The sequence below is a fragment of the Microcoleus sp. OTE_8_concoct_300 genome, assembly GCF_031383065.1.
Taxonomy (GTDB): Bacteria; Cyanobacteriota; Cyanobacteriia; order Cyanobacteriales; family Microcoleaceae; genus Microcoleus.
This window is the reverse complement of record NZ_JANMZH010000390.1, coordinates 1-22,925: the sequence shown is the minus strand read 5'-3', so window position 1 is coordinate 22,925 and position 22,925 is coordinate 1. Positions and strand designations below refer to the sequence as shown.

General features: G+C 47.2%; 20 protein-coding genes. 12 read left to right on the top strand and 8 right to left on the bottom strand.

Annotation, left to right across the window (positions count from 1 at the left end; translation table 11 throughout):
- Positions 1–65 precede the first annotated feature (65 nt).
- The 5 genes from ACUVJL_RS17470 to ACUVJL_RS17450 form a co-directional block, all read right to left on the bottom strand.
- A complete protein-coding gene (locus ACUVJL_RS17470; protein WP_445173087.1) occupies positions 66–335 on the bottom strand; it encodes a hypothetical protein in 270 nt (89 codons plus the stop codon).
- Positions 332–529, bottom strand: coding sequence for a hypothetical protein (locus ACUVJL_RS17465; RefSeq protein WP_445247013.1), 198 nt, complete (start codon positions 527–529; stop codon positions 332–334). Before ACUVJL_RS17465 ends, ACUVJL_RS17470 begins: the two co-directional genes overlap by 4 nt.
- Positions 530–610: 81 nt before the next feature.
- Positions 611–1,489: a 3'(2'),5'-bisphosphate nucleotidase CysQ family protein gene (locus tag ACUVJL_RS17460; protein WP_445247012.1), complete on the bottom strand. Its 879-nt coding sequence runs from the start codon at positions 1,487–1,489 to the stop codon at positions 611–613.
- Between the two features lie 235 nt (positions 1,490–1,724).
- Positions 1,725–2,849 (bottom strand): cupin-like domain-containing protein, encoded by a 1,125-nt coding sequence (locus tag ACUVJL_RS17455; protein WP_445247011.1) that lies wholly within the window; start codon positions 2,847–2,849, stop codon positions 1,725–1,727.
- A gap of 204 nt (positions 2,850–3,053) precedes the next feature.
- On the bottom strand, positions 3,054–3,911 hold the full coding sequence (locus ACUVJL_RS17450) for a sugar kinase (RefSeq protein ID WP_445247010.1): 858 nt from the start codon (positions 3,909–3,911) through the stop codon (positions 3,054–3,056).
- Positions 3,912–3,990: 79 nt separating this feature from the next.
- On the opposite strand from ACUVJL_RS17450, the gene rsmI reads away from it, so the two are divergent.
- Both rsmI and ACUVJL_RS17440 read left to right on the top strand, forming a co-directional pair.
- Positions 3,991–4,872 carry a 16S rRNA (cytidine(1402)-2'-O)-methyltransferase gene (gene rsmI, locus ACUVJL_RS17445; protein WP_445247009.1) on the top strand — a complete coding sequence of 294 codons (882 nt, stop codon included), beginning with the start codon at positions 3,991–3,993 and terminating at the stop codon, positions 4,870–4,872.
- A gap of 109 nt (positions 4,873–4,981) precedes the next feature.
- A complete protein-coding gene (locus ACUVJL_RS17440; protein ID WP_445247008.1) occupies positions 4,982–6,199 on the top strand; it encodes a glycosyltransferase in 1,218 nt (405 codons plus the stop codon).
- A gap of 138 nt (positions 6,200–6,337) precedes the next feature.
- On the opposite strand, the gene ACUVJL_RS17435 is transcribed toward ACUVJL_RS17440, so the two are convergent.
- On the bottom strand, positions 6,338–7,399 hold the full coding sequence (locus ACUVJL_RS17435) for a DNA cytosine methyltransferase (protein WP_445247007.1): 1,062 nt from the start codon (positions 7,397–7,399) through the stop codon (positions 6,338–6,340).
- 151 nt (positions 7,400–7,550) lie between these two features.
- Here ACUVJL_RS17435 and ACUVJL_RS17430 point away from each other — a divergent pair, with 151 nt between their 5' ends.
- Positions 7,551–8,816: a bifunctional folylpolyglutamate synthase/dihydrofolate synthase gene (locus ACUVJL_RS17430; RefSeq protein ID WP_445247006.1), complete on the top strand. Its 1,266-nt coding sequence runs from the start codon at positions 7,551–7,553 to the stop codon at positions 8,814–8,816.
- A 5-nt stretch (positions 8,817–8,821) separates the two neighbouring features.
- Here ACUVJL_RS17430 and ACUVJL_RS17425 read toward each other — a convergent pair whose 3' ends face one another.
- Positions 8,822–9,397 (bottom strand): Uma2 family endonuclease, encoded by a 576-nt coding sequence (locus ACUVJL_RS17425; protein WP_445247005.1) that lies wholly within the window; start codon positions 9,395–9,397, stop codon positions 8,822–8,824.
- Positions 9,398–9,946: 549 nt separating this feature from the next.
- Here ACUVJL_RS17425 and ACUVJL_RS17420 point away from each other — a divergent pair.
- The gene (locus ACUVJL_RS17420; RefSeq protein WP_445247004.1) at positions 9,947–10,561 is read left to right on the top strand and encodes a type II toxin-antitoxin system HicB family antitoxin; all 615 of its coding nucleotides are present in this window, start codon (positions 9,947–9,949) and stop codon (positions 10,559–10,561) included.
- Positions 10,558–10,989 carry a type II toxin-antitoxin system VapC family toxin gene (locus ACUVJL_RS17415; protein ID WP_445247003.1) on the top strand — a complete coding sequence of 144 codons (432 nt, stop codon included), beginning with the start codon at positions 10,558–10,560 and terminating at the stop codon, positions 10,987–10,989. The genes ACUVJL_RS17420 and ACUVJL_RS17415 overlap by 4 nt, the downstream gene beginning before the upstream one ends.
- A 49-nt stretch (positions 10,990–11,038) precedes the next feature.
- On the opposite strand, the gene ACUVJL_RS17410 is transcribed toward ACUVJL_RS17415, so the two are convergent.
- The gene (locus ACUVJL_RS17410; protein WP_445247002.1) at positions 11,039–12,322 is read right to left on the bottom strand and encodes an ABC transporter substrate-binding protein; all 1,284 of its coding nucleotides are present in this window, start codon (positions 12,320–12,322) and stop codon (positions 11,039–11,041) included.
- A 382-nt stretch (positions 12,323–12,704) separates the two neighbouring features.
- Here ACUVJL_RS17410 and pilM point away from each other — a divergent pair, with 382 nt between their 5' ends.
- The 7 genes from pilM to ACUVJL_RS17375 all read left to right on the top strand — a co-directional run bounded on the left by pilM (position 12,705) and on the right by ACUVJL_RS17375 (position 22,717).
- Positions 12,705–13,799, top strand: a complete 1,095-nt coding sequence (gene pilM / locus ACUVJL_RS17405; RefSeq protein ID WP_445247001.1) for a type IV pilus assembly protein PilM — start codon at positions 12,705–12,707, stop codon at positions 13,797–13,799.
- A gap of 399 nt (positions 13,800–14,198) precedes the next feature.
- Complete coding sequence (locus ACUVJL_RS17400; protein WP_445247000.1) at positions 14,199–15,110, top strand: PilN domain-containing protein; 912 nt, start codon at positions 14,199–14,201, stop codon at positions 15,108–15,110.
- On the top strand, positions 15,107–15,904 hold the full coding sequence (locus ACUVJL_RS17395; RefSeq protein ID WP_445246999.1) for a pilus assembly protein PilO: 798 nt from the start codon (positions 15,107–15,109) through the stop codon (positions 15,902–15,904). Before ACUVJL_RS17400 ends, ACUVJL_RS17395 begins: the two co-directional genes overlap by 4 nt.
- Positions 15,905–16,281: 377 nt before the next feature.
- Positions 16,282–18,690 carry an AMIN domain-containing protein gene (locus tag ACUVJL_RS17390; RefSeq protein ID WP_445246998.1) on the top strand — a complete coding sequence of 803 codons (2,409 nt, stop codon included), beginning with the start codon at positions 16,282–16,284 and terminating at the stop codon, positions 18,688–18,690.
- Between the two features lie 749 nt (positions 18,691–19,439).
- A complete protein-coding gene (locus tag ACUVJL_RS17385) occupies positions 19,440–19,730 on the top strand; it encodes an HU family DNA-binding protein (protein ID WP_172186158.1) in 291 nt (96 codons plus the stop codon).
- A 15-nt stretch (positions 19,731–19,745) separates the two neighbouring features.
- Positions 19,746–20,876: a threonine-phosphate decarboxylase CobD gene (gene cobD / locus ACUVJL_RS17380; protein ID WP_445246997.1), complete on the top strand. Its 1,131-nt coding sequence runs from the start codon at positions 19,746–19,748 to the stop codon at positions 20,874–20,876.
- Positions 20,877–21,241: 365 nt separating this feature from the next.
- Positions 21,242–22,717, top strand: coding sequence for a dihydrolipoyl dehydrogenase family protein (locus ACUVJL_RS17375; RefSeq protein ID WP_445246996.1), 1,476 nt, complete (start codon positions 21,242–21,244; stop codon positions 22,715–22,717).
- Positions 22,718–22,925: the final 208 nt, after the last annotated feature.

Genomic DNA, 22,925 nt, shown 5'->3' with positions numbered 1-22,925 from the left:
ACAAGTTATTCGTTAGAATCTTTAAGGGCGATCGCAAATGAAATGCACAAGGGCGATCGGGGACTTTATTTCTGAGCTAATATTGCATCGTAATCGCTATGAGTCCCTATCCAAAACCAGACAATACCTTCGGGTTTCTCAACTCCCAGAGCTCGGTAACTATCGCCTACTCGTACCGATTGCAATTGCTTTCGCCTGCCAACTTTTTTAAAATGCAGCGAAGGGTGAGAGGGATCGACTTTGAGTAATTCGTAATTTTTATCGGCTAAGGCTTGTATTTCTTTAGGTAGCTGGCGATAGCACTGCCAAAAGCGCGGTAAAGTCAGATGCTTCATAGCACTTTAGCCAATCCCGCTTCATACTCTCCATCGACTTCCTCAAGTAGCGCATCTAACCGCCCATCCTCCAAATCTTCTTCAATTTGCCGATCCCAGACTTGTTGGCGATACTCTATCAGCCAAGCTGTTAGCTCCGATAGTTCCTTAACCGACAAGTTCATAATTGCTGTTTCAAGTTCTTTAACGCTCATACATCTTGCCACATCATGATATTATTAATATAGCAAATTATTTAAGCGCGATTCCCTACGGGATAGCTTCGCTTCACGTACTTACTTCAAATTCCCATCTAGCCCCGCTAAAATCTCCTCAGCTTCCCTGCAAATAGCCCCGTGACAGCAACCATTACTCGCCAACAATCCCCCCCACTGACTCACATCTCCCCGGTTATATTGCAAAGTAGAACCGTCAAAACGAGTAAATCGGCCGCCCGCTTCAGTCAAAATTAATTCCGGCGCCGCTAAATCCCAATCTTTCGGTGCAGACTTTCCCGAAAGAGCAATATAAACATCAGCCTTTTGTTCCACAATAGTCGCAATTTTACAGCCAATGCTACCGACAGCTATTTGATTTTGACAAGGAAGTTTTTGTAACAATTGATTAAAGCGATCGCCCCGGTGACTGCGGCTGGTTACTATAGATAAATCTGCCACTATATTTCGCGCCGAAACCTGCAATTTGACCGTAGAACCGGCCCTAGTTTCCCCAAAAGCACCCGCATCGCGGATTGCGTAATAAATCTTTTGCTGTTCGGGCCAAGCCACAACTGCCAATACCGGTCTTCCCTGATATACTAAAGCAATGTGAACGGCAAATTCCCCTGTCCTGTCAATAAAATCTCGCGTTCCATCCAAAGGGTCAATAATCCAAACCCAACTTTGAGGTAAGGGAATTTTACCGTTAGTTTCTAAATAAGATTTGTAAGTTTCTTCGCTGAGATAGCCAAATTCTGCATTCCCTAAAGCCGACTGCAATTCGTCGAGAATGTAAGAATTGACAGCGACATCGGCGGCGGTGACGGGGCCATCTTTTTTCTCTTGGATGTCGAGGTTAGGAGTGTTGGCATCCTGGCGATAATAGGATTGTAGGATATCTGATGCACTCCAGGCGATCGATCGCGCAATTTCGCTTAATTCTTCGAGATTTTTCATTTTTAACCGCAGATAAACGCTGATTAACGCAGATAGATGTTCGTGTTTGCAAGTTGTCTAATAACAGCTATCAACTGACACCTGTCAACTGTCAACTGTCAACTGTCAACTGTCAACTGTCAACTGTCAACTGTCAACTGTCAACTGTCAACTGTCAACTGTCAACTGTCAACTGTCAACTATCAACTATCAACTGTCAACTGTCAACTGTCAACTGTCAACTGTCAACTATTCTCTACCAATTAATATGAGGATATTTCCATTCATAATAATTGGGAAACACAAAATTAGTAAACGAAACCGAAATACTAACATCCAATGATTTTACATGATGCCACCAACCAACAGGAATAAAAATAGCTTCTCCCGGTTCTAAAATCACTTCAATAATTTTCGCATCTCTGTAAAGCGGGTATTTGTCGTAATCGGGATTTTCGCCGTCAACTTTGCTGAAAACGCCCACGTGATTGTAAAGCAGAGGTGTTTGTTGGGGAGAAATTAACTTAATTAGTTTGCGACCGGATACTTGCGCTAAAATTAAATTAACTGGGTCGTGGTGCAGCGGTGTAATCGTGCCTTTGGGTCCGAACCAAAAGAAAACTCTGCCTTTTGTATCGGCGGGATTGAGGTATTCTGGGAATATTTCAATGTCGTTAAATAGCGGTTTAAATTCCTCTCTTTCCAGAGTTTGGTTGTTAGCAACCATGTAGTAGTCGTTGCTAGGCCCGCCATTGACCACCATCTCTATATATTTGCGGAAAAAAACAGTTTTTTTGTGATTTTCTATCTTAATTTCGTAATTCGGGTCGGAGTTGCGGTTGGCTTGAATTTGTACCTCTGCATTGCCATATTTTTCTTGCAAATACTCCGGCGTCCACAACTGCAATGCTTTCCAGTTGTGCATGATGTTGGTAATAATTACTGGAGTATTTTTTGCGTAGTAATTTTCGAGAAAATACTCTCGGGAAAGGCTGCTTTTGCGTTCGACTGTGCCAAACTTGGAAGAGAGTGCAGCTAATTGATTGTTGATCCTGAGGTGCGATTCCAGTTTCTGCAATAACTGCACGTATTGGCTACCTGCTTGGAAGTAGGGATGAGAGGATATTTCCCTAACTTCTGCGGTGGCTGTTTCCGCATCTATGCCGCTACTTACTAGGGCTTGAATGATGTCTGCGTCGGGTTGATTTAATAATTTGTTGGTCGCCACCCACTGTTTCAGATTGTCGGGGACTTCTTGTTTGCTTGGGGTGAGTAGATTTTGTAGGTTTTGTGTCAGCCATTCTAGGTTAACCTGTTGTTGTTCTGTCAGGGTAATCCGCAAAGGGGGAAGGGTGATAGTTAGGGGTTGGGTGTCAGACATGATTCGGGTATTTTGAGGTTGTTTGACTAATATAGCAATTTTAACGAACCGCGAAGGCGCTAAGGGCGCGAAGGAAGAGAGGGAAGGTGTTGATAATTTTTGTCAAGGTTGTTATTAGGATTTTAACTTAACAAGTGTTGTCTGTTCAACTTTTCTAGTTGGAATAGGTTTTTACCGGAGACTTGGGTTAATTTTTAATTAAAATTAACCCTTATTCATCCAGCCGCGGGTTCCGAATCTTTTGCAGGATTTGGAAGCGATTTTAGCTGCTGCGGTGAGAGTATCTGTAAAGTTATTTTGCAAAATGTAGTGACAGAAAGCCCCGTGAAAAATATCGCCAGCGCCTAAAGTGTCTGTGGCTTTAATTTGAGGTACTTCTATACTGCTGTAAGTGCCATTGCTGAGGTATAAAATTGATTTTTCGCCGCGAGTGATGGCAATATTGGAAATTCCGGCTGCTGACAAGTAAGTAAAGACTTGTTCGGAGTTGTAGCAGTTGGGTGGATGAAAGTTATCCGAACATACAGCCCATTCAATAAAAGGTAATATTTCTTCTAATCCGGGTTTCCAACTGCCGCCGTCGAGGAGAATTGGTATGTTTTTTGAGTGGGCAAGTTGAGCAATTTCTTGGCTGGCTGCGATTTGATGCCCGTCAACCAGTACAATATTAACGGATGTTAAAATATCTTGGTTAATTGCTTGACGGTCAACCTGAGATTTAGTAGCATTGATGGAAATTACAGATCGATCGCCCGTTGCTTCAGTTACAATAATCGAGGAAACTGGCGGCGAGTGCGATCGCCCGGGTTCCAAATCAATTATCCTGAGATTATACTCCGCTAAGTCTGCACGAATTAATTGGGCGATCGCGTGAGTACCCAAAACGCCAGCCCATACCGCCGCATTCCCCAAATAGCTAAAAGTGACCGCAGCATTTGCCGCCGGCCCGCCCGCAGCAATGGTACAATCAGAAGCAACAACTTTCTGATTTTCACCCGGAGGCTTCTCGGCCAAATAAACTAAATCTAAAGTCGCCAATCCCAAAAACAATCCCGTTTTCATATCTTCTTAAATGTGTGGCATGGGCCTGTGGCATGGGCGTCCCGCCCGTGTCCCATCCTTAAAAAATCCCAATCTTAAAATGCAAGCAAATCCCAATACAGGAACACTTTACATCGTAGGAACCCCGATCGGCAACTTGGAAGACATGACCTTTCGCGCCATCCGAATCTTGCAAACAGCAGACTTCATCGCCGCCGAGGATACCCGCCATACAGGCAAACTTTTGCACCATTTTCAAATCAAAACTCCCCAAATCAGCTATCACGAACACAACCAACATCAGCGACTTCCCGAACTCATCGACAAACTGCATTTAGGCAAAGATATCGCCCTCGTCACCGATGCCGGAATGCCGGGAATTTCTGACCCCGGATACGAGTTAGTCAAAGCTTGCGCCGATGCTAATATTAACATTATTCCGATTCCCGGCCCGACCGCCTGCATTGTTGGCATAACTGCATCAGGATTACCCACAGAGAGATTTGTATTTGAAGGTTTCTTACCCGTGAAAGGTCAAGAACGCCAACAGAGTTTAGAAGCTTTGCAAAGACAATCCCGCACTATAATATTATACGAATCTCCGCACCGATTGCGACAAACTTTACAAGATTTAGCAAATAGTTTGGGAAGCGACAGACAGATTGTGCTGGCGAGAGAGTTAACTAAAATGCACGAAGAGTTTTGGCGTGGTAGCATAGAAAGTGCGATCGAGCTTTACACCAATCGCGAGCCCCAGGGAGAATTTACCCTCGTAATAGCCGGAATCCAAACAGCCACACCAATATTTTCCGAAGACGCCATCAAAGCAGAATTGCAAACATTAATTGCAGAAGGCATAAGTCGTTCCCAAGCCAGCCGCCAGCTAGCGCAACAAACATCCCTCCCCCGGCGCCAAATCTACCAACTCGCCCTCACAATTGGCGACAATGAATCACTAGAACAACCCTTAGATGAATCGTGAATATCTCTCTTCTCTTCTCCTCTGCGCCCTCTGCGCCCTCTGCGGTTCATAAAAAAATCTTGTTCACACAACAAATAACATTGCTATACAATAATACCAAAAAACTTCTATGGTACGCGGAAACTACGATCGACAAAAACCATATTTACGCAACCCCCACATCAACAAACCAATCGCCGAAATTTATGCAGACTTAGACGCCTTTAGCTGGGAGATATTTGAAGACCAACCCCACCGCTTCGATACCGTCAGTTTCTACGTCTTGCTTCCCCCACTGTTTTACGAAGGGCGTTTCATCAAAGGAATTTACTTCAGCGAAGCAGTCGAAGTCATCAACAAACTATTTCCCCAACTTTCCTCAGTATTTTTCTCCTTCACCTATTCCCCCGGAATCTCCTATTCCTGGGCCCCCATAGCTGACGCCTACTCGAGTTTATACAAAAACCCGCAGCGAGATAAATGGTTTCGCGAAACTTATCCCGATCGCGCACACAAACCAATCATACCACTGCAAGACACCGACTTCATCAACGAATACTTAATTTCCCCGCGCAACGTCCCCGCCAAAGACATCGACCTCCTCGCCGTCGCCCGACTCTCCGAAGAAAAAAATTTGCCAATCATAGCCAAAGCCTTAAAAGTTTACCGCCAAAAATATCCGCAAAAACCTATAAAATTAACAGTAGTCAGCGGCCACGAATTTGATGCTAGCAACCTGAATACTCTCGACGAGTACGCATTAAAAGAATGGCGACAAGTCGAGGCAATTTTAGGCAATCCGTCCGACTACATTAACTTAGTGCCGAGAGTTGACTACTACAGCGAAATCCCTACATATTATTCGCGAGCACAAGCATTCGTCCTCGGTTCCCTTCTCGAAGGAAAAAACCGGGGCATTACCGAAGCCATGAGTTGCAACGTACCAGTAATTTGTTTTGAAGAATTCAACCAATACGCTAGAGGAAACTCGCCAGTTTTCCCCGAAGGTGCGGGTCTTTACGCCAAATTCGACCCGGAATCTCTCGCAGATACTATATATACAGTATTGGAAAATCAAAGAGAATTCAAACCGCGATATCAGTATTTAAAGCATTGCGGTCGCAAGAACTTTTTCAATACTTGTATAGACAGTTTTCCTTACTATCAGCACAACATTCCCGGCTACAAGCCCGGAGATGCGATTAACAATTTGTGGCTAGATTTAGCAGTTCAACAAAATTATCAAGTTAGCTTGAATAGCTTTTTGTACGGAGGTTCTCCCTTGTCTCATATTCGCGGGACAAATGCGATTGGGCAAAACCTTGGCGAGTTAACCAAGTTTCAATGACAGATAATTCGGAATGATGAAACCACAGAGGACACAGAGGACACAGAGGAAGAGAAGAGAGAGATGAATAATTCTGATGTCAACGGGATTTGAGATTAGTCTTCATAGCGAGGACTTTCGCTAAAAGCCCCGTGGAATTCATTCCCTAGCGGACTCGCAGGTGGTCGGCTTAAGTTGACACCCATGACTATGCCCAATGCCCAATGCCCTATGCCCTATGACAATATCCTCAAAAATTTTACTTGCCAAAACTCTAGCCAAATTCACAGGAACAGCATTGCCGACCATTTTGTATCCATCAGCAATATAATTGTACTTAAAAATAAACTCATCCGGGAAAGTCTGAACTCTCGCGCACTCTCGCACAGAAAGCCGACGGTAAGGCTGAGGCGAATTGGGGTCAAAAATGCGTTTGTCTTTGCCAACCAAAATCATTTTACTAGCTTGAGGATGGAGAGGTGCGTGTCTGCCACTTGCCTGAATAGTAAAAGAAGGTTCTGACCAACTTCTCACTCGATTCCGCGACATATAAATGCTCGAAAACCCCAAATCCGCACATTCGTGATTTGGGACATAATCGTGATAATTATCTAATTTACCCTTAACTGACATAGGGGCGATCGCCTGCAAATCAAAAATCGCATCTTTCAGCGTCAAAACCTCGGTTTCCGGTTCGGGAAACTCAAAACCAAAACCCAGAGTTTCCCGATAGCCAACAACAATCACCCTTTGCCTATCTTGCGGAACAGCAAAATTTCTAGCATTCATCAACTTGTACGAAACCCGATACCCAATTTCCTCAAACTGCGATAATATATAAGTGAAAGCATCCTTGTTTCTGGGAGCCAAGATACCGCTAACATTCTCAGCTAAAAAAAACAAAGGCTGCTTGTCCCGCACAATTCTGATATACTCCCAGAAAAGTTGACCCCGACTGTCATCAATCCCCCGTTTTGCCCCTGCTTCACTCCAACTTTGACAAGGAGGCCCGCCGATTATCCCAATACAGTTGGGAATTTCATCAGATTTGATTTTTCTGATATCTCTGCGATCTAAAATAGTTTCAGGATGATTGAAATTATACGTATCCCAAATAGACTTATCATATTCATTCGCCCAAACTGCATTAAAGCCAGCCAAGCGAAAACCCAAATCCAACCCCCCACAACCAGAAAACAGAGAAATAATATCCAAAGCCACCTTTTTTCACCCCCAATAAATACAATAAATCAATTATAAACCTCTCTTTTCTTAGATATCTATCTCTTTCTTCTCTCACTCTGCGCCCTCTGCGCCCTCTGCGGTTAATAAAAAAATATAATTCACACACAAACAGAATTTATCATCCTCAATGAATGCAGAATCTATCCTCCAATCCTACCAACACTTCGGCGTCCACCTCGGCCTAGAAAGAATTCACCAACTTCTCCAAAAACTAGACAACCCCCACCAACAAGTACCCATTATCCACATTGCCGGCACCAATGGCAAAGGTTCCGTTTGCGCTTATCTCTCTTCCGTACTAACAGAAGCAGGCTATCGAGTTGGACGCTACACATCCCCCCACCTAATCGATTGGACAGAAAGAATTTGCATCAACCAAAAACCGATTTCCCCAACAGAATTGCAACAGTGTCTAGAACAAGTTGTCGCCGCTACTCAAAACAACACCGAAACTCCGACTCAATTTGAAATAATCACCGCAGCAGCTTGGCTGTATTTCGCCGAACAAAAAGCAGATATTGCAGTCATAGAAACTGGCTTAGGAGGAAGATTAGACGCTACTAACGTTTGCGAAACACCTCTCGCTAGCGTCATCACTTCTATCAGTCTTGAACACTGGCAAATACTCGGCCCCACCGTCGCCGATATTGCTGGGGAAAAAGCCGGAATTCTTAAAGCAAAATGTCCGGCAGTGATCGGAGAATTGCCAGAATCAGCTAGAATAGTAGTAGAAAAACGCATTCAAGAATTAGACTGTCCGGCAACTTGGGTAAAACCAGCAAGAGATTTAGGACAAGGATTCGCAGAATATCAGTTAAATCAAAATGCGGTTAAAATAAAATATCATTTGCCACTGCTGGGAAAAATTCAACTAATGAATTCAGCAATTGCGATCGCAACTTTGCAAACTCTCCAAAACCAAGGATGGCAAATTTCCCCAACCGCCATCGAAAACGGTATCGCCAAAACCCAATGGCCCGGAAGACTCCAGCAGACAACTTGGAAAAACCGCAAAATATTAATTGACGGCGCGCACAACCCCGCCGCAGCTATCGCCCTGCGTGAATATGTCGATCGCCTGAACAATCACCCGTCACCGATTAACTGGGTAATCGGCATTCTTGCGACTAAAGACTGCGATGATATTTTGAAAGCATTACTCAAAAAGGGCGATCGGCTTTACCTAGTACCCGTACCCGATCCAAACTCATCATCTCCTGCAGAATTAGCAGCCCTCGCTCAAATTATCTGCCCCGAATTAACTCTCTGTCAAGCCTTCCCCGACTTAACAACAGCTTTAGATGCTGCTGTTGCAGGCGACAACCTAACAATCCTTTGCGGTTCTCTTTATCTCGTCGGCTATTTTCTGCAACAACAACAATCCCAAGCTTAAACGCATCAGAATTGTGTTTCTTCCTCAGTAAAGATAGGAGGCCACAATTCCGAAACGGGCAATTCCCAACCGGGAAAAAGTTCTGCTACTGTTAAGATATCGCCATTCCCTAAAACACTCGGTTCACCTGTAGAGCGATAAATAGTCACTGTTTCTTCATCAGGATCGATCAGAATTCCGACGATCGCACCCAGTTCTATAAACTTCAAAACCTTGGTTTCTATAGGCTTAATGCGATCGCTCTGAGATTTAATCTCAACCACCAAATCGGGGACAAGTTCTCCAAAATAACGCGGACTTTGGCGCAAGCGGGCGGCGCGCACAAAAGAAACATCCGGTGCTTTGACATTCGTATCCGGCATGATGAAACCGCCTGCGGAGTCAAAGACTCTCCCCAAGCGACGGGGATAAACCCAGTTACCCAGTAAGCGAATCAAAATACTGCTGATTTCACTGGATACGATGTCTGATGGTCCCACAATTGAAAGTCTCCCGTCTTCTAGTTCAATTTTGTAATCTAAACCCGCTTCGGAAAAAAGGGTTTGAACTTGGTTTAAATCTTTGAGTGTCATCGCTGACATAAGAATTTTCTCCTATTCTGAGCTAAGCTTTGATTTTAACACGAGTCAAATTTCTGAATATTTGAGGGATTCAGGCTATAGCAATCCTAAATCATTTGTGAATTTCTTACTCCCTCCCCTTAGCAAGGGGAGGGCTGGGGTGGGGTAAAAAATTTATGACTCATTTAGGATTGCTATATATTCCTACAAATCAGCAATCAAGCTGAATTGAGAAAGGCGATCGCACGGGATAAAGAAACTCGGTTTCTGGGATGAGCGATCGTTCTTATCAACAAACATTTACCTCTAAAATAGTCGAGATTGACTTATCCAGAGTTCTCCTCGGACTCCGCGTTGTGAAGAGGCGGTAATTTCATCATTCGATAATAACTTAAAAGCTTATATATGCTTATATATGGCGGCACAGATTCCCATTATTTAATAATACGTCAAGTGGTATAAAAAAGCAAGGGGCGAGATCAAAAAAGATTAATGCCTAATGCCCAATGCCCAATGCCCAATTTTTGTTACAATACAAGTGAGTTTAGAAAAATTTAGAGATAGAAGTTTATGAGCAGCCTTATATCGGTGCAAACGCTAATTGAATATATAGAAGCTTTGCCAGCCCAAGAGCAAACTTTACTATTTGACGAGCTTTTCAGGCGAAACATAATCAAGCAGCGTCAGCAAAACAAGACAGCAGTTGAGTCGCTTATCAAGCCAGCAATAGAAAAGCCAGCCCAGGAAAATACCAAGCAGACAGTCAAGACAAAAACACTCTTAACAGGTAACGCTACCTGCGACATTCGCGCAGCCGATCGCACTAACTTTGGGGGCGACCTCGACAGCTCAACTTATCACATAATCATTAAAAACGAATCAGACAAAACAGTCAGTGCAGCGTTGCTGGGATGGCCCGAATGTAAAGCTTTTGGCGAGACGCGATCGCAAGCACTGCAAAACCTTCACGAATTAGTAAATGCCCAGCTAGCCGAAGCTGAAATCGTCTCTGTCAAACTCACGAATAGTCGATCGAACAATCCTTGGGTGAGGTTAGCTGGTAAGTATGAAAACGATCCGCAATACGATGAGGTATTGGCACACATAGAAGAATATCGCCGCGAACTCGATGCAGAAACCGAAGCTTATTACAGTCAAATTGACGCTGCGGTTGAGACCAAATGAGCCGATACATACTTGATACGGATTGTTTCTCCCATTGGCAAAAGAATCATCCAATGATGGTGCAGCGGGTCGAGGATAACGCAGAAAACCTTGCTTTAACTATCGTAACCGTAGAGGAAGCAATTCGCGGCTGGTTCAATGAGATCAGAAAGGCTTCAGTACCTTCGCAAGCGGACAAATTAGTATTGGCTTACACCAACTTATGGGATACATTAGATGATTTCAAAAATCTCAACATTCTGAAATTTGACCAGAATGCTTCCACTATTTACACTGAGTTCCGTCGTCAAAGAATACGCATCGGCACGCAAGATTTGCGGATTGCTGCTATTGTACTTGCTAATAATGCTATCCTCGTTACGTGCAACCACCGAGATTTTTCGCAAGTGCCTGGTTTAGTGCAGGAAGACTGGACAATTCAACCTTAAAAGCAAGAGGCGAGATCAAAAAAAATCCCGCCCCAGCTTCAATTAAAAACTACCTTTGATCCCAAGCCTTAGCCGCATCAGCCACAGCTTGATCTACCGACTTCTCATCCAACATTGCCGCCTGCAAATTGTCATAAATCGCCTTTTGCAGCTTCTTAACATCCTTGAGAGGGGGAATCAATAGCTCGGCGGAAGTCAACCCAGAAGCACTAACAACCCGAGCTCGATCGGCAGCAGCAGCATCAGCGGGAACATTCTTAAAATAATCGTCCTGCAAAGCCTCAACCGTAGAAGGCAAAACATTAGCAGCCTTAGCAAAAGCCAACTGATTTTGAGAATTAGTCACGTACAGAGCAAACTTGACAGCATCATCAGGGCGCTTGCTGTCGCGGGGCACAACCAAATTCATCACCGCCACAGTCTTCTTGCCTGTTTCCCCCGTAATTTGAGGCGCAGCAGCCGAAACAGCACCAATACTCGGAGCATTCTCAGAAATCGCCTTCAAAAACTGAGGCCCGGAAGCCAACAAAGAAGTTTCCCCAGCTTGATAAAGCTCGATCGCCCTGCGATGTCCCTGCACCAAAACATCCTGCGGCAAAAGTCCGCCCTTGTACAAATCAACCCAATACTGAAAAACAGCTTTGCCCTTAGCAGTATTAAAAGCCGCCTTGCCTTGAGCATCCACCAAAGGCACGCCCATCTGCACGAAAGATTGCAAAACCTCCGCCGAATCTTCCGGCACAAAAGTCACAAAAAAAGCAAACTTACCAGTCTTCTCCTTCACCTGCTTGGCAACCTGTGCCAACTCGGCATAAGTAGCCGGAGGCTTAGGAATTCCAGCCTTCTTCAACAACTCCGTATTGTAAATAGTTACCCCAGTCGTGAGATACCAAGGAATGCCAAAACTCTTGCCGTCGAGTACGCTAGCTTTCCAGATATTTGGGAGATAGAGCTCACGAACTTGCTGCGACACCCGAGAGTCCAAATCCAGCCAAGCATTGCGTCCCGCCAACAGCGAAGCAAAATCGGGATTGAGGTTAACCACATCCGGCGCAGTTTTCGCCGAAACCGCCCCCAAAATTTTGCTTTCCATCGCCGACCAAGGAACGTCCACCCAGCGCACCTTCACCCCCGGATTTTGGGCTTCAAAACCGGCGATCGTCTTGTTGAAATACTCAGTAAACTGAGGTTGAAGCTGCATAGTCCAGAACTCGATTTCCTCAGTATTCTTTGCCTGGGAATTAACAGCCGGCTTGCCGCAACTCACCACCGCCGCCAGCAGCAGCCCCACCAGTCCAAAAACAGCAAACAGTTGCCAAGATTTACGTTTCATAGAATAAAATTTGAGAGTAATGGGAACCGTTAGACAAAAAAGCGAGCGTCCTCTTCAAGCGCTCACGAGTGTGAGAGAGAGTTTTGTAGCCGGGCCCCCCGAGTGAGAGAGTCGGTTTTTGTGCAGAATCGGGAGGTTTTGGGTCGATCGAGCCCGATTTTGTTGACATTCTCCGCAGAATAGCTATTGTCAAGTAAATTGGATAGCATAAAATCGGAACTAGCTATCGCGCCACACAGACGGATCTGCGCAGAAGCAGGCGGGATACCGAGATTACAGCACTCTTTCGGCAGTGGGAAACCAATTCTCCAACACCGGGTGCGCTGAATCAGGCTGGCCAACTACAAAAGAAAAAAATAGCAATTAGCGGCGACCCAATCACATGGTTAACTTTTTCAAAGGTCTATTTTCCCAACGCCAGCCAGGAATCGGGATCGAAATAGCCCCAGACCGGATCAACATCATTCAGCTCGAAAAGAAAGCTCAGACATTAAAATTAGGCATCCTAGCCTCAATAGAAGTTCCAGAAGACATGGTACAAGAGGGACAAATAGTCGATCCGCCAGGAATGGCAGAACTAATAAAAGCCATCCTCGCCGACAACAAAATCAAAGCCAAGCGAGTAGCCACAGCCATTCCCGGCCGCGAAGCCGTCATCCGCTTAATCCCAGTTCCAGCAGAACTCAACGAAGAAGAATTGCGGGATTACATGAACGCAGAAGCAGGACTTTACTTGCCGTTTCCCCGAGAAGACGCCGACGTAGACTATCAAAAAATCGGCTTATTTGTAGATGGCGACGGCGTTGAAAAAAATCAAGTCGTGCTAGTAGCAACTCGCAGAGAAATTACCGACACATACATCGAAACCTTCAGAGAAGCCGGACTGGATATAGACGTACTAGAAGTAACCAGTTTTGCCCTGATCCGCACCCTCAAAGACCAACTGCAACAATTTTCCTCCCAAGAAGCCGCCGTCCTGACCGACATAGAATTTGACAGTACCGAGTTAGCTATAGTAGTGGACGGCATACCTCAGTTCAACCGTACCATCCCGATCGGCACTTACCAAATCCAGACCGCCCTCAACCAAGCGATGAACCTGCCGCCAACCAGAGACACCACCGAACTGCAAGGCATGACCCTGCCAGTCACAGATACAATGGGCGTGTCGGGAGACGCCAATCCCGGCACAAATGCGATGATTAAAGTATTGGGAGAACTAGCAGACGAACTGCGCCGTTCAGTAGACTTTTACCTCAACCAGAGCGAAGAACTCGAAGTAGCGCAACTGCTGCTAGCGGGTCCTGGAGCTGCGATCGGCAAACTCGACGAATTTTTCATGCAAAGATTAAGCTTGCCGGCATCTCAAGTCGATCCCATCGAAACCCTAGGACTCGAAATCAGCCAAGAGATTACCCCAGAACAGCGAGCAGGTTTAGGAGTCGCCCTAGGTTTAGGACTGAGGGAGGTTATGTGACCTAACAGTTTTAGATGAGAGAAAAACCGATTTGAGAATTTTAGGTAAAAGCCCCTTCCAAAAGAAGAAGGCAGAAAGCAGAAGGTAGAATATTGGAGGTAGAAGGTAGAAGGTAAAAGGTAGAATATATCTGAGGTAGAAGCAGCCCCTTCCTTTAGTAGAAGGCAAAAAGTTGTTTCTTTCTTCCCTAAATAAATCCTTCACTTGTACCAGCAATCTTGGGTTCTGTCTAAAATCTAAAATTTCAAATTTAAATCTATAGCAACAGCCAAGACAGTTAGGACCTTCTTAATTGCTGAAACATAAGCGGTCGATTGCTTATTCCTTCTACCTCCTACCTTCTACCTTCTACCTGGTGCCTTCTACCTTCTACCTTCTGCTATAAAATCGAGTGAAGCCATGTACAGCCTAGATATTAATTTTCTCAACGACCGTCCGGACTACAAACCCGTCGCAGCCAAAAGCTCAGCTAAAAAAAGTTCCGGTGGAGCCAAAGACCAACTGCCCCTAATTGGGGCGCTGCTCTTTGCCTTCGGCGTCAACGCCGCAGTCATGGGCGCCTGGTGGTGGGCGACTAATCAAAATACCAACTTGGCCACAGAACAAGCAACCCTCGACCAAGAACTGGCAACCTTAAACACTCAAGCCAACACCATCAAAGCCATCAACGCCGAAACCGAGCAAGTTACCGCCGAATACAAAGCATTAGCCGGAGTATTCGACCAAATTAAACCTTGGTCGGCGATGCTGCAAGACCTGAGTGCCCGCACTCCGGCGGGAGTGCAAATTTCCAAAATCCAGCAAACCGACCCTACTCCCTCCGCCGTTGCACCACCCCCTCCCCCCGCAGCAACTCCCGCCGCCTCCCCGGAGGCGAGTCCGTCTTCAGCCAGCCCCAGCCCGGCGGCTGCTCCCACCCCGGCGGCTGCTCCCACCCCCGTCGTCCCGCAGCAACCAGCAAAAGTTGAAATTTCAGGGATAGCCAGTACCTTTGCTCAAGTTAACGACTTTATGCTGCTAGTCCAGCGCTCTCCTTTCTTCCTCAACACCGATACCAAACTGGTAGCGGCCACATTAAAAGACAACCCCACACAATTACAACTGCGCAACAAAAACGCAGCAGCAGCAGAACTTCCCCAACTGCGGAAGGTGGTGGAATATAAAATTGAAACAACGCTCAGCCCGACGGGTGCCTCCGAGTTGCTCCCCGAGCTGCGGAGCAAGCAAGCAGACGGGCTAGCAATACGGATACAAACACTTCAAGAAAAAGGAGTGCTAGAACCACAAAAACCAGAGGTGAAAAAACAATGACAGCAGAGTTTATTTCTAGCGAGAAACAAGAAGAAGAGACAGGGACTCAGGAAATATTCGGCATTAAGCTGACGCCCCAAGTCCAAGCAATAGGCATCGCGGTACTTGGCCTCGTCATTGCCGGTGGCATCGGCTACCAGTTCGTACTGCCAGAATTCCAAAAAGGCGGCGAATTCCAGCAAAAAATTACCGAAAGCAAGCAAACGCAACAGCAATTGCAAGCTCAAATTCAAAAAAAGGCAGAAGCAGAAGCAAAGCAAGAAGAAGCAAAACAGCGCCGGGCCAACGTGACGGCAATGTTTGCCAGCGACGCCAGCGCCAACACGCTTTTGCTGGACATGACCCAACTGGTTAATAGAATCAACGCCGGGGTGCAAGGAGACGACCTCAAGGCTAAAATTACTAAATTTGAGCCGGAGATTCCGCCACCTGCCGCAACGGGCGCGCCGGTAGCTATAGACCCAGATATTCTCGCGGATACGTCCTTCGGGCCGTCCCTGGTTGGCAAGCTCAGACGCAAAAAATTTAAGGTAGAGTTTGAAGGCAATTTCGCTCAAACCCGCAATTTTATGCGTAACTTGGAGTTGATGCAGTCGCTGTTGGTAGTGAGAAATTTGAAATCTGAATTGCCACCATCACCTCCGTCAATACAAGTGGATTTGGTGAAAGGGAAAATAGTCCCGGTGGATCAGCCGCCAACTATAATTAAAACTGCTTTTGACTTGCACGCGCTGCTGCCATTAAAGCAAGAAGAAAAACCGCCAACTCCGGCTCCGAGTCCCGGTGCTAAGTAGCGGTAGTTGGGCGGATATTAGCTATTGTTCTAAAGTCGCTCTTTTACAATTCGGGAGAAGGCATAAGGTTGAAGTTTGAAGATTGAAGGTAGAAGTCAAAAAATTCTGAATGCCAGAAAAATATTTTTTATAGGGCAATCAGAAATTAGGTATTCGACAGATTTTCTTCTAATAGCAGTTCCAAAAAGTAAAGTAACTGTAGGATAGCTGCTAACCCTTATGTCATCAGTTATTCCAAATCGAAAATCGAAAATCGAAAATCGAAAACGGCATAACTTCTCCCTTCAAAAAGGCTCGAATCGAGAATCTTGCAGTCAGTGCAAGCAGCTAGCGACAAAAGGCTGGAACAAATAACAAAGTGTAGTGGAGGAGAGAACGTGAAACAGCATCTACGGTTAAGTGCAGGACTCTGGGGCAGCGTTGCAGGAGTTCTGCTCGCCCAAGCTCCGGTCAAGGCAGCGCCGACTCAAGTCACAGGAGTGCAAGTCAGTCAAGCCAATAATGGGGTAAATATTGTCCTGGCTACCGAAAAGGGCGATCGCCCGCAAGTTTTCGCAATCAATAACGGCAATACTTACCAAGCCACAATTATCAACACCCAGCTCCGCTTGCCACAAGGCAACAGCTTCCGTCAAGATAACCCCGCCCCGGGCATTTCTTCGGTAGAAATCAGCCAGGTAGAGGCTAACAGCATCCGCGTTGTAGTGGCGGGTACCAACGGAGTTCCCAACGGACAAATTGTGCCGGGACAAGGCCAAAGCATCGTCCTCAGCGTTGCCGGAGTGGGCGGCACAGCACAGTCTGCCCAAACACCACCTCCGCCGCCTCCGGGACTGCCGCTGACCCAAACAGCTCCCCGGCCGGCTCCCCAAGTCCGCACGTCACAAAACCCAGGCGTGGTGCTGCCAAATCCCGAAGTTACTATTACCAGGAACGATCGCCCGCCCCTCCCCAGCGAAATTCAATCCCAGACAAATCAGGCTGCGCCTTTCCAACCGCGGGCAGTTGCTCCGCCCTTGGGAGATATCGCGGTATCTAACATCGCCCCCGGTGTGGGAAATATTGAACTGAGTTCGGCAGAACGTATCCCCCGCTTGGTGCTGCGGGATGCCCCAGTGCGGGACGTTTTAGCTCTGCTGGCTCGGGCTGCGGGATTGAACATCGCTTTTACAACAGGTGGCGCGGCCCCTGCCGGGCCCGGCCAACCCGCTCCGGCGCCCGCACCGGGAGCTGCAGGCTCCGATGAAGGGCCGAAGATTTCCTTGGACATCGAAAATGAGTCGGTGCAAGATGTTTTCAACTACGTGCTGCGGCTCAGCGGACTGCAAGCCAACCGCGTCGGGCGGACGATTTTTGTGGGCGCTACTTTGCCGATCGACTCGCGCAATATTATCATTCGGACTTTGCGGCTCAATCAAGTTCGGTCTACGGATGCAGCTAACTTTTTGAGCGCTCAAGGCGCGGAAACTCAACTGCCGATTACTCGGATCACGATTCAAACCGTGGGCCAGGGAAATGCGGCGCGGGATGTGGAAATTAGGGAACCCGACATTAAGGCGATCGGCGCTACCCAAGGCACCGGGCCGCTCTTGCTGAGGGGACTGTCGGTGCTGGCCGATGCGAGGCTCAATTCCATCACTTTGGTGGGCGATCCGCGCAAAGTTGACATGGCTGTGGCTTTCTTGACGCAGCTAGATTTGCGCCGCCGTCAAGTGGCTGTCAACGTCAAGGTGATCGATATCAACTTGACGGGAAACAACTTCACTAACGGCAGTTTCTCTTTCGGAATTAATAACAATTTCTTCGTCAATGACGGCGGGGCGGCAAGTCTCAATTTTGGTGGCATCAATCCGCCCCCTGTCCCTGCCCCTGGCACAGATCCAGGTCTCTTCGGTCGCCCGATCGTCGGGAATCCTCTTGCAGCAGAACCGCCTTTCTTCAATCCAAACGGCAGGGTACTTACCATACCGCTAACAGCTCCTGGCGGCGGCTTGTTCGTGCAACCGATAGCTCCCATAACTGAGGATCCCACGCGAGTTGGGGTTCAGAATTACGAGGTGTTTGAAACAGACTTCACAACGGGAGCGATAACGAGTTACGGAGAGGCAACTTTCAGTCAGTTCCCGCTGTTCCAGTATCCGAGGAGGTTCCTGTCTACGTTGCAGGCACAGATTCTCACCCGTAATGCCAAAATTCTGACAGATCCGACTCTGGTTGTCCAAGAAGGGGAAACGGCCAATGTGAATATTACTGAAGAGGTGATTAGTAACATCACGTCGCAAACGCAGACTACCGGAAATACAAGTAACACAACGGTGACGGCAGTCAAAGACAAGGCTGGTTTGCAGTTGGGGGTGGCAATTGATCGGGTGGACGACAACGGTTTTGTCTCTCTGCGGGTGAACCCGATTATCAGGGGAATTGGCGTACCTCAAAACCTCGTCACTACCGGTGCTGGCACCAATCAGATCAGACTGCTTACTGAGCGCTCTTTGCAATCCGGGCTAATTCGCCTGCGGGACGGTCAGACTTTGATTGTTTCCGGGATTATCAGCGACAATGAACAGATAGAAGCGAGAAAGGTGCCAATTTTAGGAGATTTGCCGATAATCGGTTCCCTGTTCAGGAGGTCTACTAAGGTCAACCAGCGCGCGGAAGTGGTTGTATTGCTGACTCCGCAGATTTTGGATGATAGCGATCGATCGAACTTTGGCTACCAAAACAACATCAGTCCCGACGCCCGCCAACTGTTGCAGCGCAGTCAGCCGATCCAGCCGAGACAGTAGAGCGAAGCAAGTGGGAAGAGGGCCTCGGTGTCAACTTAACGCTCTTTCCCTGGGTCCGACAGTCCCACAGGGGTTAAAACCCCTGCCTCAAAGCTAAAGCCCTCCCTAAGCGAGGACTAAAGAACTCATTAGTCCTGTGCAAGAGGACTATAAATGACTCTTTCAGTCGTCTTCAGACGACTTCAGCTATGAGACAGGGACTGAAGTCCCTGGCGGTTTCGGGAGAATGCAACAGCCCCTGGCGGTTTCGGGAGAATGCAACAGCCCTGCCCCTGGGCCCCAAGCGAGGAAAGGCCCAAAGCTAAAGGGAAAGTTTTTTTCTTTAGCCCTTGACAAGTGACACTTTATTACTTCCATTTCAGCTTATTTCTCTATCTCAAATCCACCGAGGCGAGAAATCTTCTCTCCAAAGTGGTATTTTTTTACCTAATTTTGGGTATTAATTCTAAAAAGTTGGCAAATCCATATAAATTAAAGGTTCCACCGATCCATAACGGTCGGCAAGACTTTAGAATAATGCAGTGAAAATTAGATGCTGTGGGGTTTTCAGCAATTAGAAACAAAAATTCCTTTTCTGACCAATTACCCTAGGGTAATTAGTATTCAGCAGGAGTTTTGAATTGGGGAAGCGGACAGGAGCCACAGGGAACCACCCAAACCTCCCAAGCCACACCCCTATGCAGTTGATAACTCACAGCTAATAGTTGAACTCTGTTTGACGTATTTTGCAAACCCTGAAGGAGTGCGCAATGAACAAAGGTGAATTGGTTGATGTAGTGGCGGAAAAGGCTAGTGTCACTAAAAAACAGGCAGATGCTGTTTTGAGTGCAGCCTTGGAAGCAATCATGGAAGCTGTCTCCGACGGCGACAAGGTGACGCTGGTCGGTTTTGGCTCGTTTGAATCGCGGGAACGCAAAGCCCGCGAGGGTCGCAATCCCAAAACTGGCGACAAGATGGAAATCCCAGCAACCCGAGTTCCTGCATTTTCCGCAGGGAAGTTGTTTAAGGACAGAGTTGCACCGCCGAAAAACGCGGAATAGCTGGCGAACTGAGTCTTGATTAGACCTGTACACGGTGGGAATTTAGCTTGGGCAGCCGCACTGGCAGGCTGCCCTGCCTCTGCTATTCTCGATTTTTCTGCGAGTATCAGTCCTTTGGGCCCTCCTGAGTCGGCCCTGGATGCGATTCAAGCACACTTGAGCAGTCTGACGGCTTACCCAGACCCGGATTATGGAGAGCTCAGGACTGCTTTGGGTGAGGCTTTGAATGTTGACCCGGATTGGATTTTGCCGGGGAATGGTTCGGCGGAATTGTTGACTTGGGCGGCTTGGGATTTGTCGAAGCTGGAGGCGACTTATTTGGTGACTCCGGCTTTTGGCGATTACTCGCGAGCTCTTTCGGCTTTCGGGGCGAAGGTGCTCAAATGTCCTTTGGATCTCCAATTGTTGGGCGCGGAGCCTGTTGGCAGGTTAGTAACGGATGATTTGTCGGTTTCTAACCGTTCCCTTGTCTCCCCTTCTTTCCGTCTCTCGGTTCCTCTTGCTCTCGATGCCGAGAGAGGTTTGCTCCTGAACAACCCGCACAATCCTACGGGTTTGCTGTTTGCTAGGGAGGCGATTTTGCCTTATGTGAAGCAGTTAGGTATGGTGGTGGTGGATGAGGCCTTTATGGACTTTCTACCGCCTTGGGAGCAGGAAACTTTGATCGATGCTGTTGAGGAGTTTCCGAATTTGGTGATTTTACGATCGCTCACTAAATTTTATTCTCTGCCGGGACTGCGGTTGGGCTGTGCGATCGCCCATCCCGACATTCTGGGCCGCTGGCAGTTACTGCGCGATCCTTGGCCTGTGAATGCTTTGGCTGCTGCTGCTGCTGCTGCTGTGGTGCGAGATACTGTGTTTGAGCGGCAAACTTGGGATTGGCTGCCTGTTGCTCGCCGAGAGCTATTTGAGGGTTTGGCTAATTTACCGGGTTTGCAGCCAATTGCCGGGGCGGCTAATTTCTTGTTGGTTGAGTCGTCGATGTCGGTTTCTTTGATTCAAAAAAGTCTGTTGGAACGACACCGAATTTTGATTCGGGATTGTTTGAGTTTTCCTGAGTTGGGCGATCGGTTTTTTCGGGTGGCTGTGCGCTCAAGGGCTGAAAATATGCGGCTGATTGCTGGACTTGCCGAAGTTATTCGTTAGCTGACTGTTGACAGTTGTCAGTTGACAGTTGTCAGTTGACAGTTGTCAGTTGACAGTTGTCAGTTGACAGTTGTCAGTTGACAGTTGTCAGTTGACAGTTGACAGTTGTCAGTTGTCAGTTGACAGTTGACAGTTGTCAGTTGACAACCAATAAAAGTTGACAAACCGATTTTATTGGTACTTTGAGCGGACATCCCCAAGAAACCCGGTTTCTCTGATAAATCTTGGGTTTTGCAGCGAAATATCTAGGAAGAAACCGGGTTTCTGACCCCGCCCGCCGATCGTCCTAAACTACTAACTAATGACTAATGACTAATGACTACTGACTAATGACTACTGACTACTGACTACTGACTTCTTTATTTATGCTTGACTATGATTTAGTGATTATTGGTGGAACTCCGGCCGGACGCTATGCTGCTTTGACTGCAACTAATTTCCCGGCCCGCGTTGCTTTGGTGGAACCCCCCAGCGGGCAAGATTTGCCGACAGGGGGGAAAGAGTCGATCGACCTTGGTTTGAGATACAGCCAAACTTTGAGGGAGGCTGCTCGTTTTGCCCAGCAGATAACCCGCCAGCAGTTGGGGGTTCGCTGGGAAGTCGCTAATTCCTCGATGCCGATCGAATTGGGGTTTGACGGCGTTCTAAAGTGGGCCGAGGGTGTTGTTTCTAACTTGTCAGAAATTGATTCTCTCGACGTTTTGGCTGCTCGCGGGGTCGATGTTATTTTTGGCAGCGGCGAATTTGTGGCGAAACCGGATTTGGCTTTTGTTGCGGGCGGGCGTTCATTGCGATCGCTCTGTTATTTGCTAGCTTGTCCAACTCTGCCGGCGATTCCCAATATTGAAGGACTTTCGTCGGCTGGCTGTTTTACTTCGGAAACAGTCGGGGAATTAGCAAAACTTCCACAGTTGCCTAAAAGTTTGGCTGTAATCGGCGCCGATCCCAGCGGTGTCGAAGTGGCTCAGACTTTTGCTCGGCTGGGGGTTGCTGTCACTTTGGTGGTGAAAAGTTCCCACATTTTGGCTAAAGAAGACCGGGAGGCTGCTGGTTTGGTGCAAGCTGGAATGGAAGCTGAAGGAGTGCGGATCCTGACTGCTACTGAGGTGACTCAAGCTAGGGTGATTGAGGGTAAAAAGTGGATTCAAGCTGGGCCAAGGGCGATCGAAGCTGAGGAGATTTTTCTGGCCGCCGGTAGAGGGCACAATTTTTCATCGTTAAATCTCGAAGCGGCTAAGGTTAAATTCAGCGCTCGCGGGGTGATTTTAAATGAAAAGCTGCAAACAACTAATCGCCGCATTTACGCGATCGGCGATGTTGCTGGGGGTTATCCGTTCCCTCACATCGCTAATTACGAAGCTGCGATTGCTGTGAAAAATGCTTTGTTTTTGCCACTGTTTCAAATAGATTATCGTGGGATTCCTTGGGCGATTTTTTCTGACCCGCAGTTGGCGAGGGTTGGCTTGACTGAAGCCCAAGCAAGGCGCCGTTTTGGAGACGATATCATTGTTTGTCGGGAATATTTCAAGAATGTTGAAAGAGCTCAAATGTGCGGGGAGACAACGGGTTTTTGTAAGATAGTCGGGCGTCGCAACGGGGAGATTTTGGGAGCGAGTATTGTGGGGCCCCAAGCTGCTGAGTTGATTCACGCGATCGCTTTGGCTGTGCGTCACGGGATGAAGGTTGAGGCGATCGCCCAACTTCCTTATATTTGGTCAAGTTTTTCGGCAATTAACGGTCAAACTGCTGCTATTTGGGAGTCGCAGCGCTTGGGTAGCAATACTTTTTCGCGCAATTTATGGGAGAATCTGTTTCACTGGCGCAGGTATTGGAATAAGTAAAGAGATCAAATGTTTGTAGTAGGATTTTTTGAAATTGCTATGATTACCCCCGAGTGAAAAAGTAACTTGCTAACGGGACTTAAACAAATTTTAAGCCCAAACAAAGCCTAAACTGGCTTTATAAGCGGAGAATACGTCCCAATTTTGGTTCAACCATTTCACAAACCTAAAAGATATGGCTGTCCGAAATGCTTCGAGTGCATAGCGT

Bases quoted from the DNA above. Each gene is read 5' to 3' on its own strand.
- ACUVJL_RS17430 (WP_445247006.1), top strand. From the start codon at position 7,551: ATGAATGCAGAATCTATCCTCCAATCCTACCAACACTTCGGCGTCCAC.
- ACUVJL_RS17420 (WP_445247004.1), top strand. From the start codon at position 9,947: ATGAGCAGCCTTATATCGGTGCAAACGCTAATTGAATATATAGAAGCT.
- ACUVJL_RS17450 (WP_445247010.1), bottom strand. From the start codon at position 3,911: ATGAAAACGGGATTGTTTTTGGGATTGGCGACTTTAGATTTAGTTTAT.
- ACUVJL_RS17385 (WP_172186158.1), top strand. From the start codon at position 19,440: ATGAACAAAGGTGAATTGGTTGATGTAGTGGCGGAAAAGGCTAGTGTC.
- ACUVJL_RS17425 (WP_445247005.1), bottom strand. From the start codon at position 9,397: ATGTCAGCGATGACACTCAAAGATTTAAACCAAGTTCAAACCCTTTTT.
- ACUVJL_RS17375 (WP_445246996.1), top strand. From the start codon at position 21,242: ATGCTTGACTATGATTTAGTGATTATTGGTGGAACTCCGGCCGGACGC.
- ACUVJL_RS17470 (WP_445173087.1), bottom strand. From the start codon at position 335: ATGAAGCATCTGACTTTACCGCGCTTTTGGCAGTGCTATCGCCAGCTA.
- ACUVJL_RS17410 (WP_445247002.1), bottom strand. From the start codon at position 12,322: ATGAAACGTAAATCTTGGCAACTGTTTGCTGTTTTTGGACTGGTGGGG.
- rsmI (WP_445247009.1), top strand. From the start codon at position 3,991: ATGCAAGCAAATCCCAATACAGGAACACTTTACATCGTAGGAACCCCG.
- ACUVJL_RS17460 (WP_445247012.1), bottom strand. From the start codon at position 1,489: ATGAAAAATCTCGAAGAATTAAGCGAAATTGCGCGATCGATCGCCTGG.
- ACUVJL_RS17440 (WP_445247008.1), top strand. From the start codon at position 4,982: ATGGTACGCGGAAACTACGATCGACAAAAACCATATTTACGCAACCCC.
- ACUVJL_RS17400 (WP_445247000.1), top strand. From the start codon at position 14,199: ATGTACAGCCTAGATATTAATTTTCTCAACGACCGTCCGGACTACAAA.
- ACUVJL_RS17415 (WP_445247003.1), top strand. From the start codon at position 10,558: ATGAGCCGATACATACTTGATACGGATTGTTTCTCCCATTGGCAAAAG.
- ACUVJL_RS17395 (WP_445246999.1), top strand. From the start codon at position 15,107: ATGACAGCAGAGTTTATTTCTAGCGAGAAACAAGAAGAAGAGACAGGG.
- pilM (WP_445247001.1), top strand. From the start codon at position 12,705: ATGGTTAACTTTTTCAAAGGTCTATTTTCCCAACGCCAGCCAGGAATC.
- ACUVJL_RS17455 (WP_445247011.1), bottom strand. From the start codon at position 2,849: ATGTCTGACACCCAACCCCTAACTATCACCCTTCCCCCTTTGCGGATT.
- ACUVJL_RS17465 (WP_445247013.1), bottom strand. From the start codon at position 529: ATGAGCGTTAAAGAACTTGAAACAGCAATTATGAACTTGTCGGTTAAG.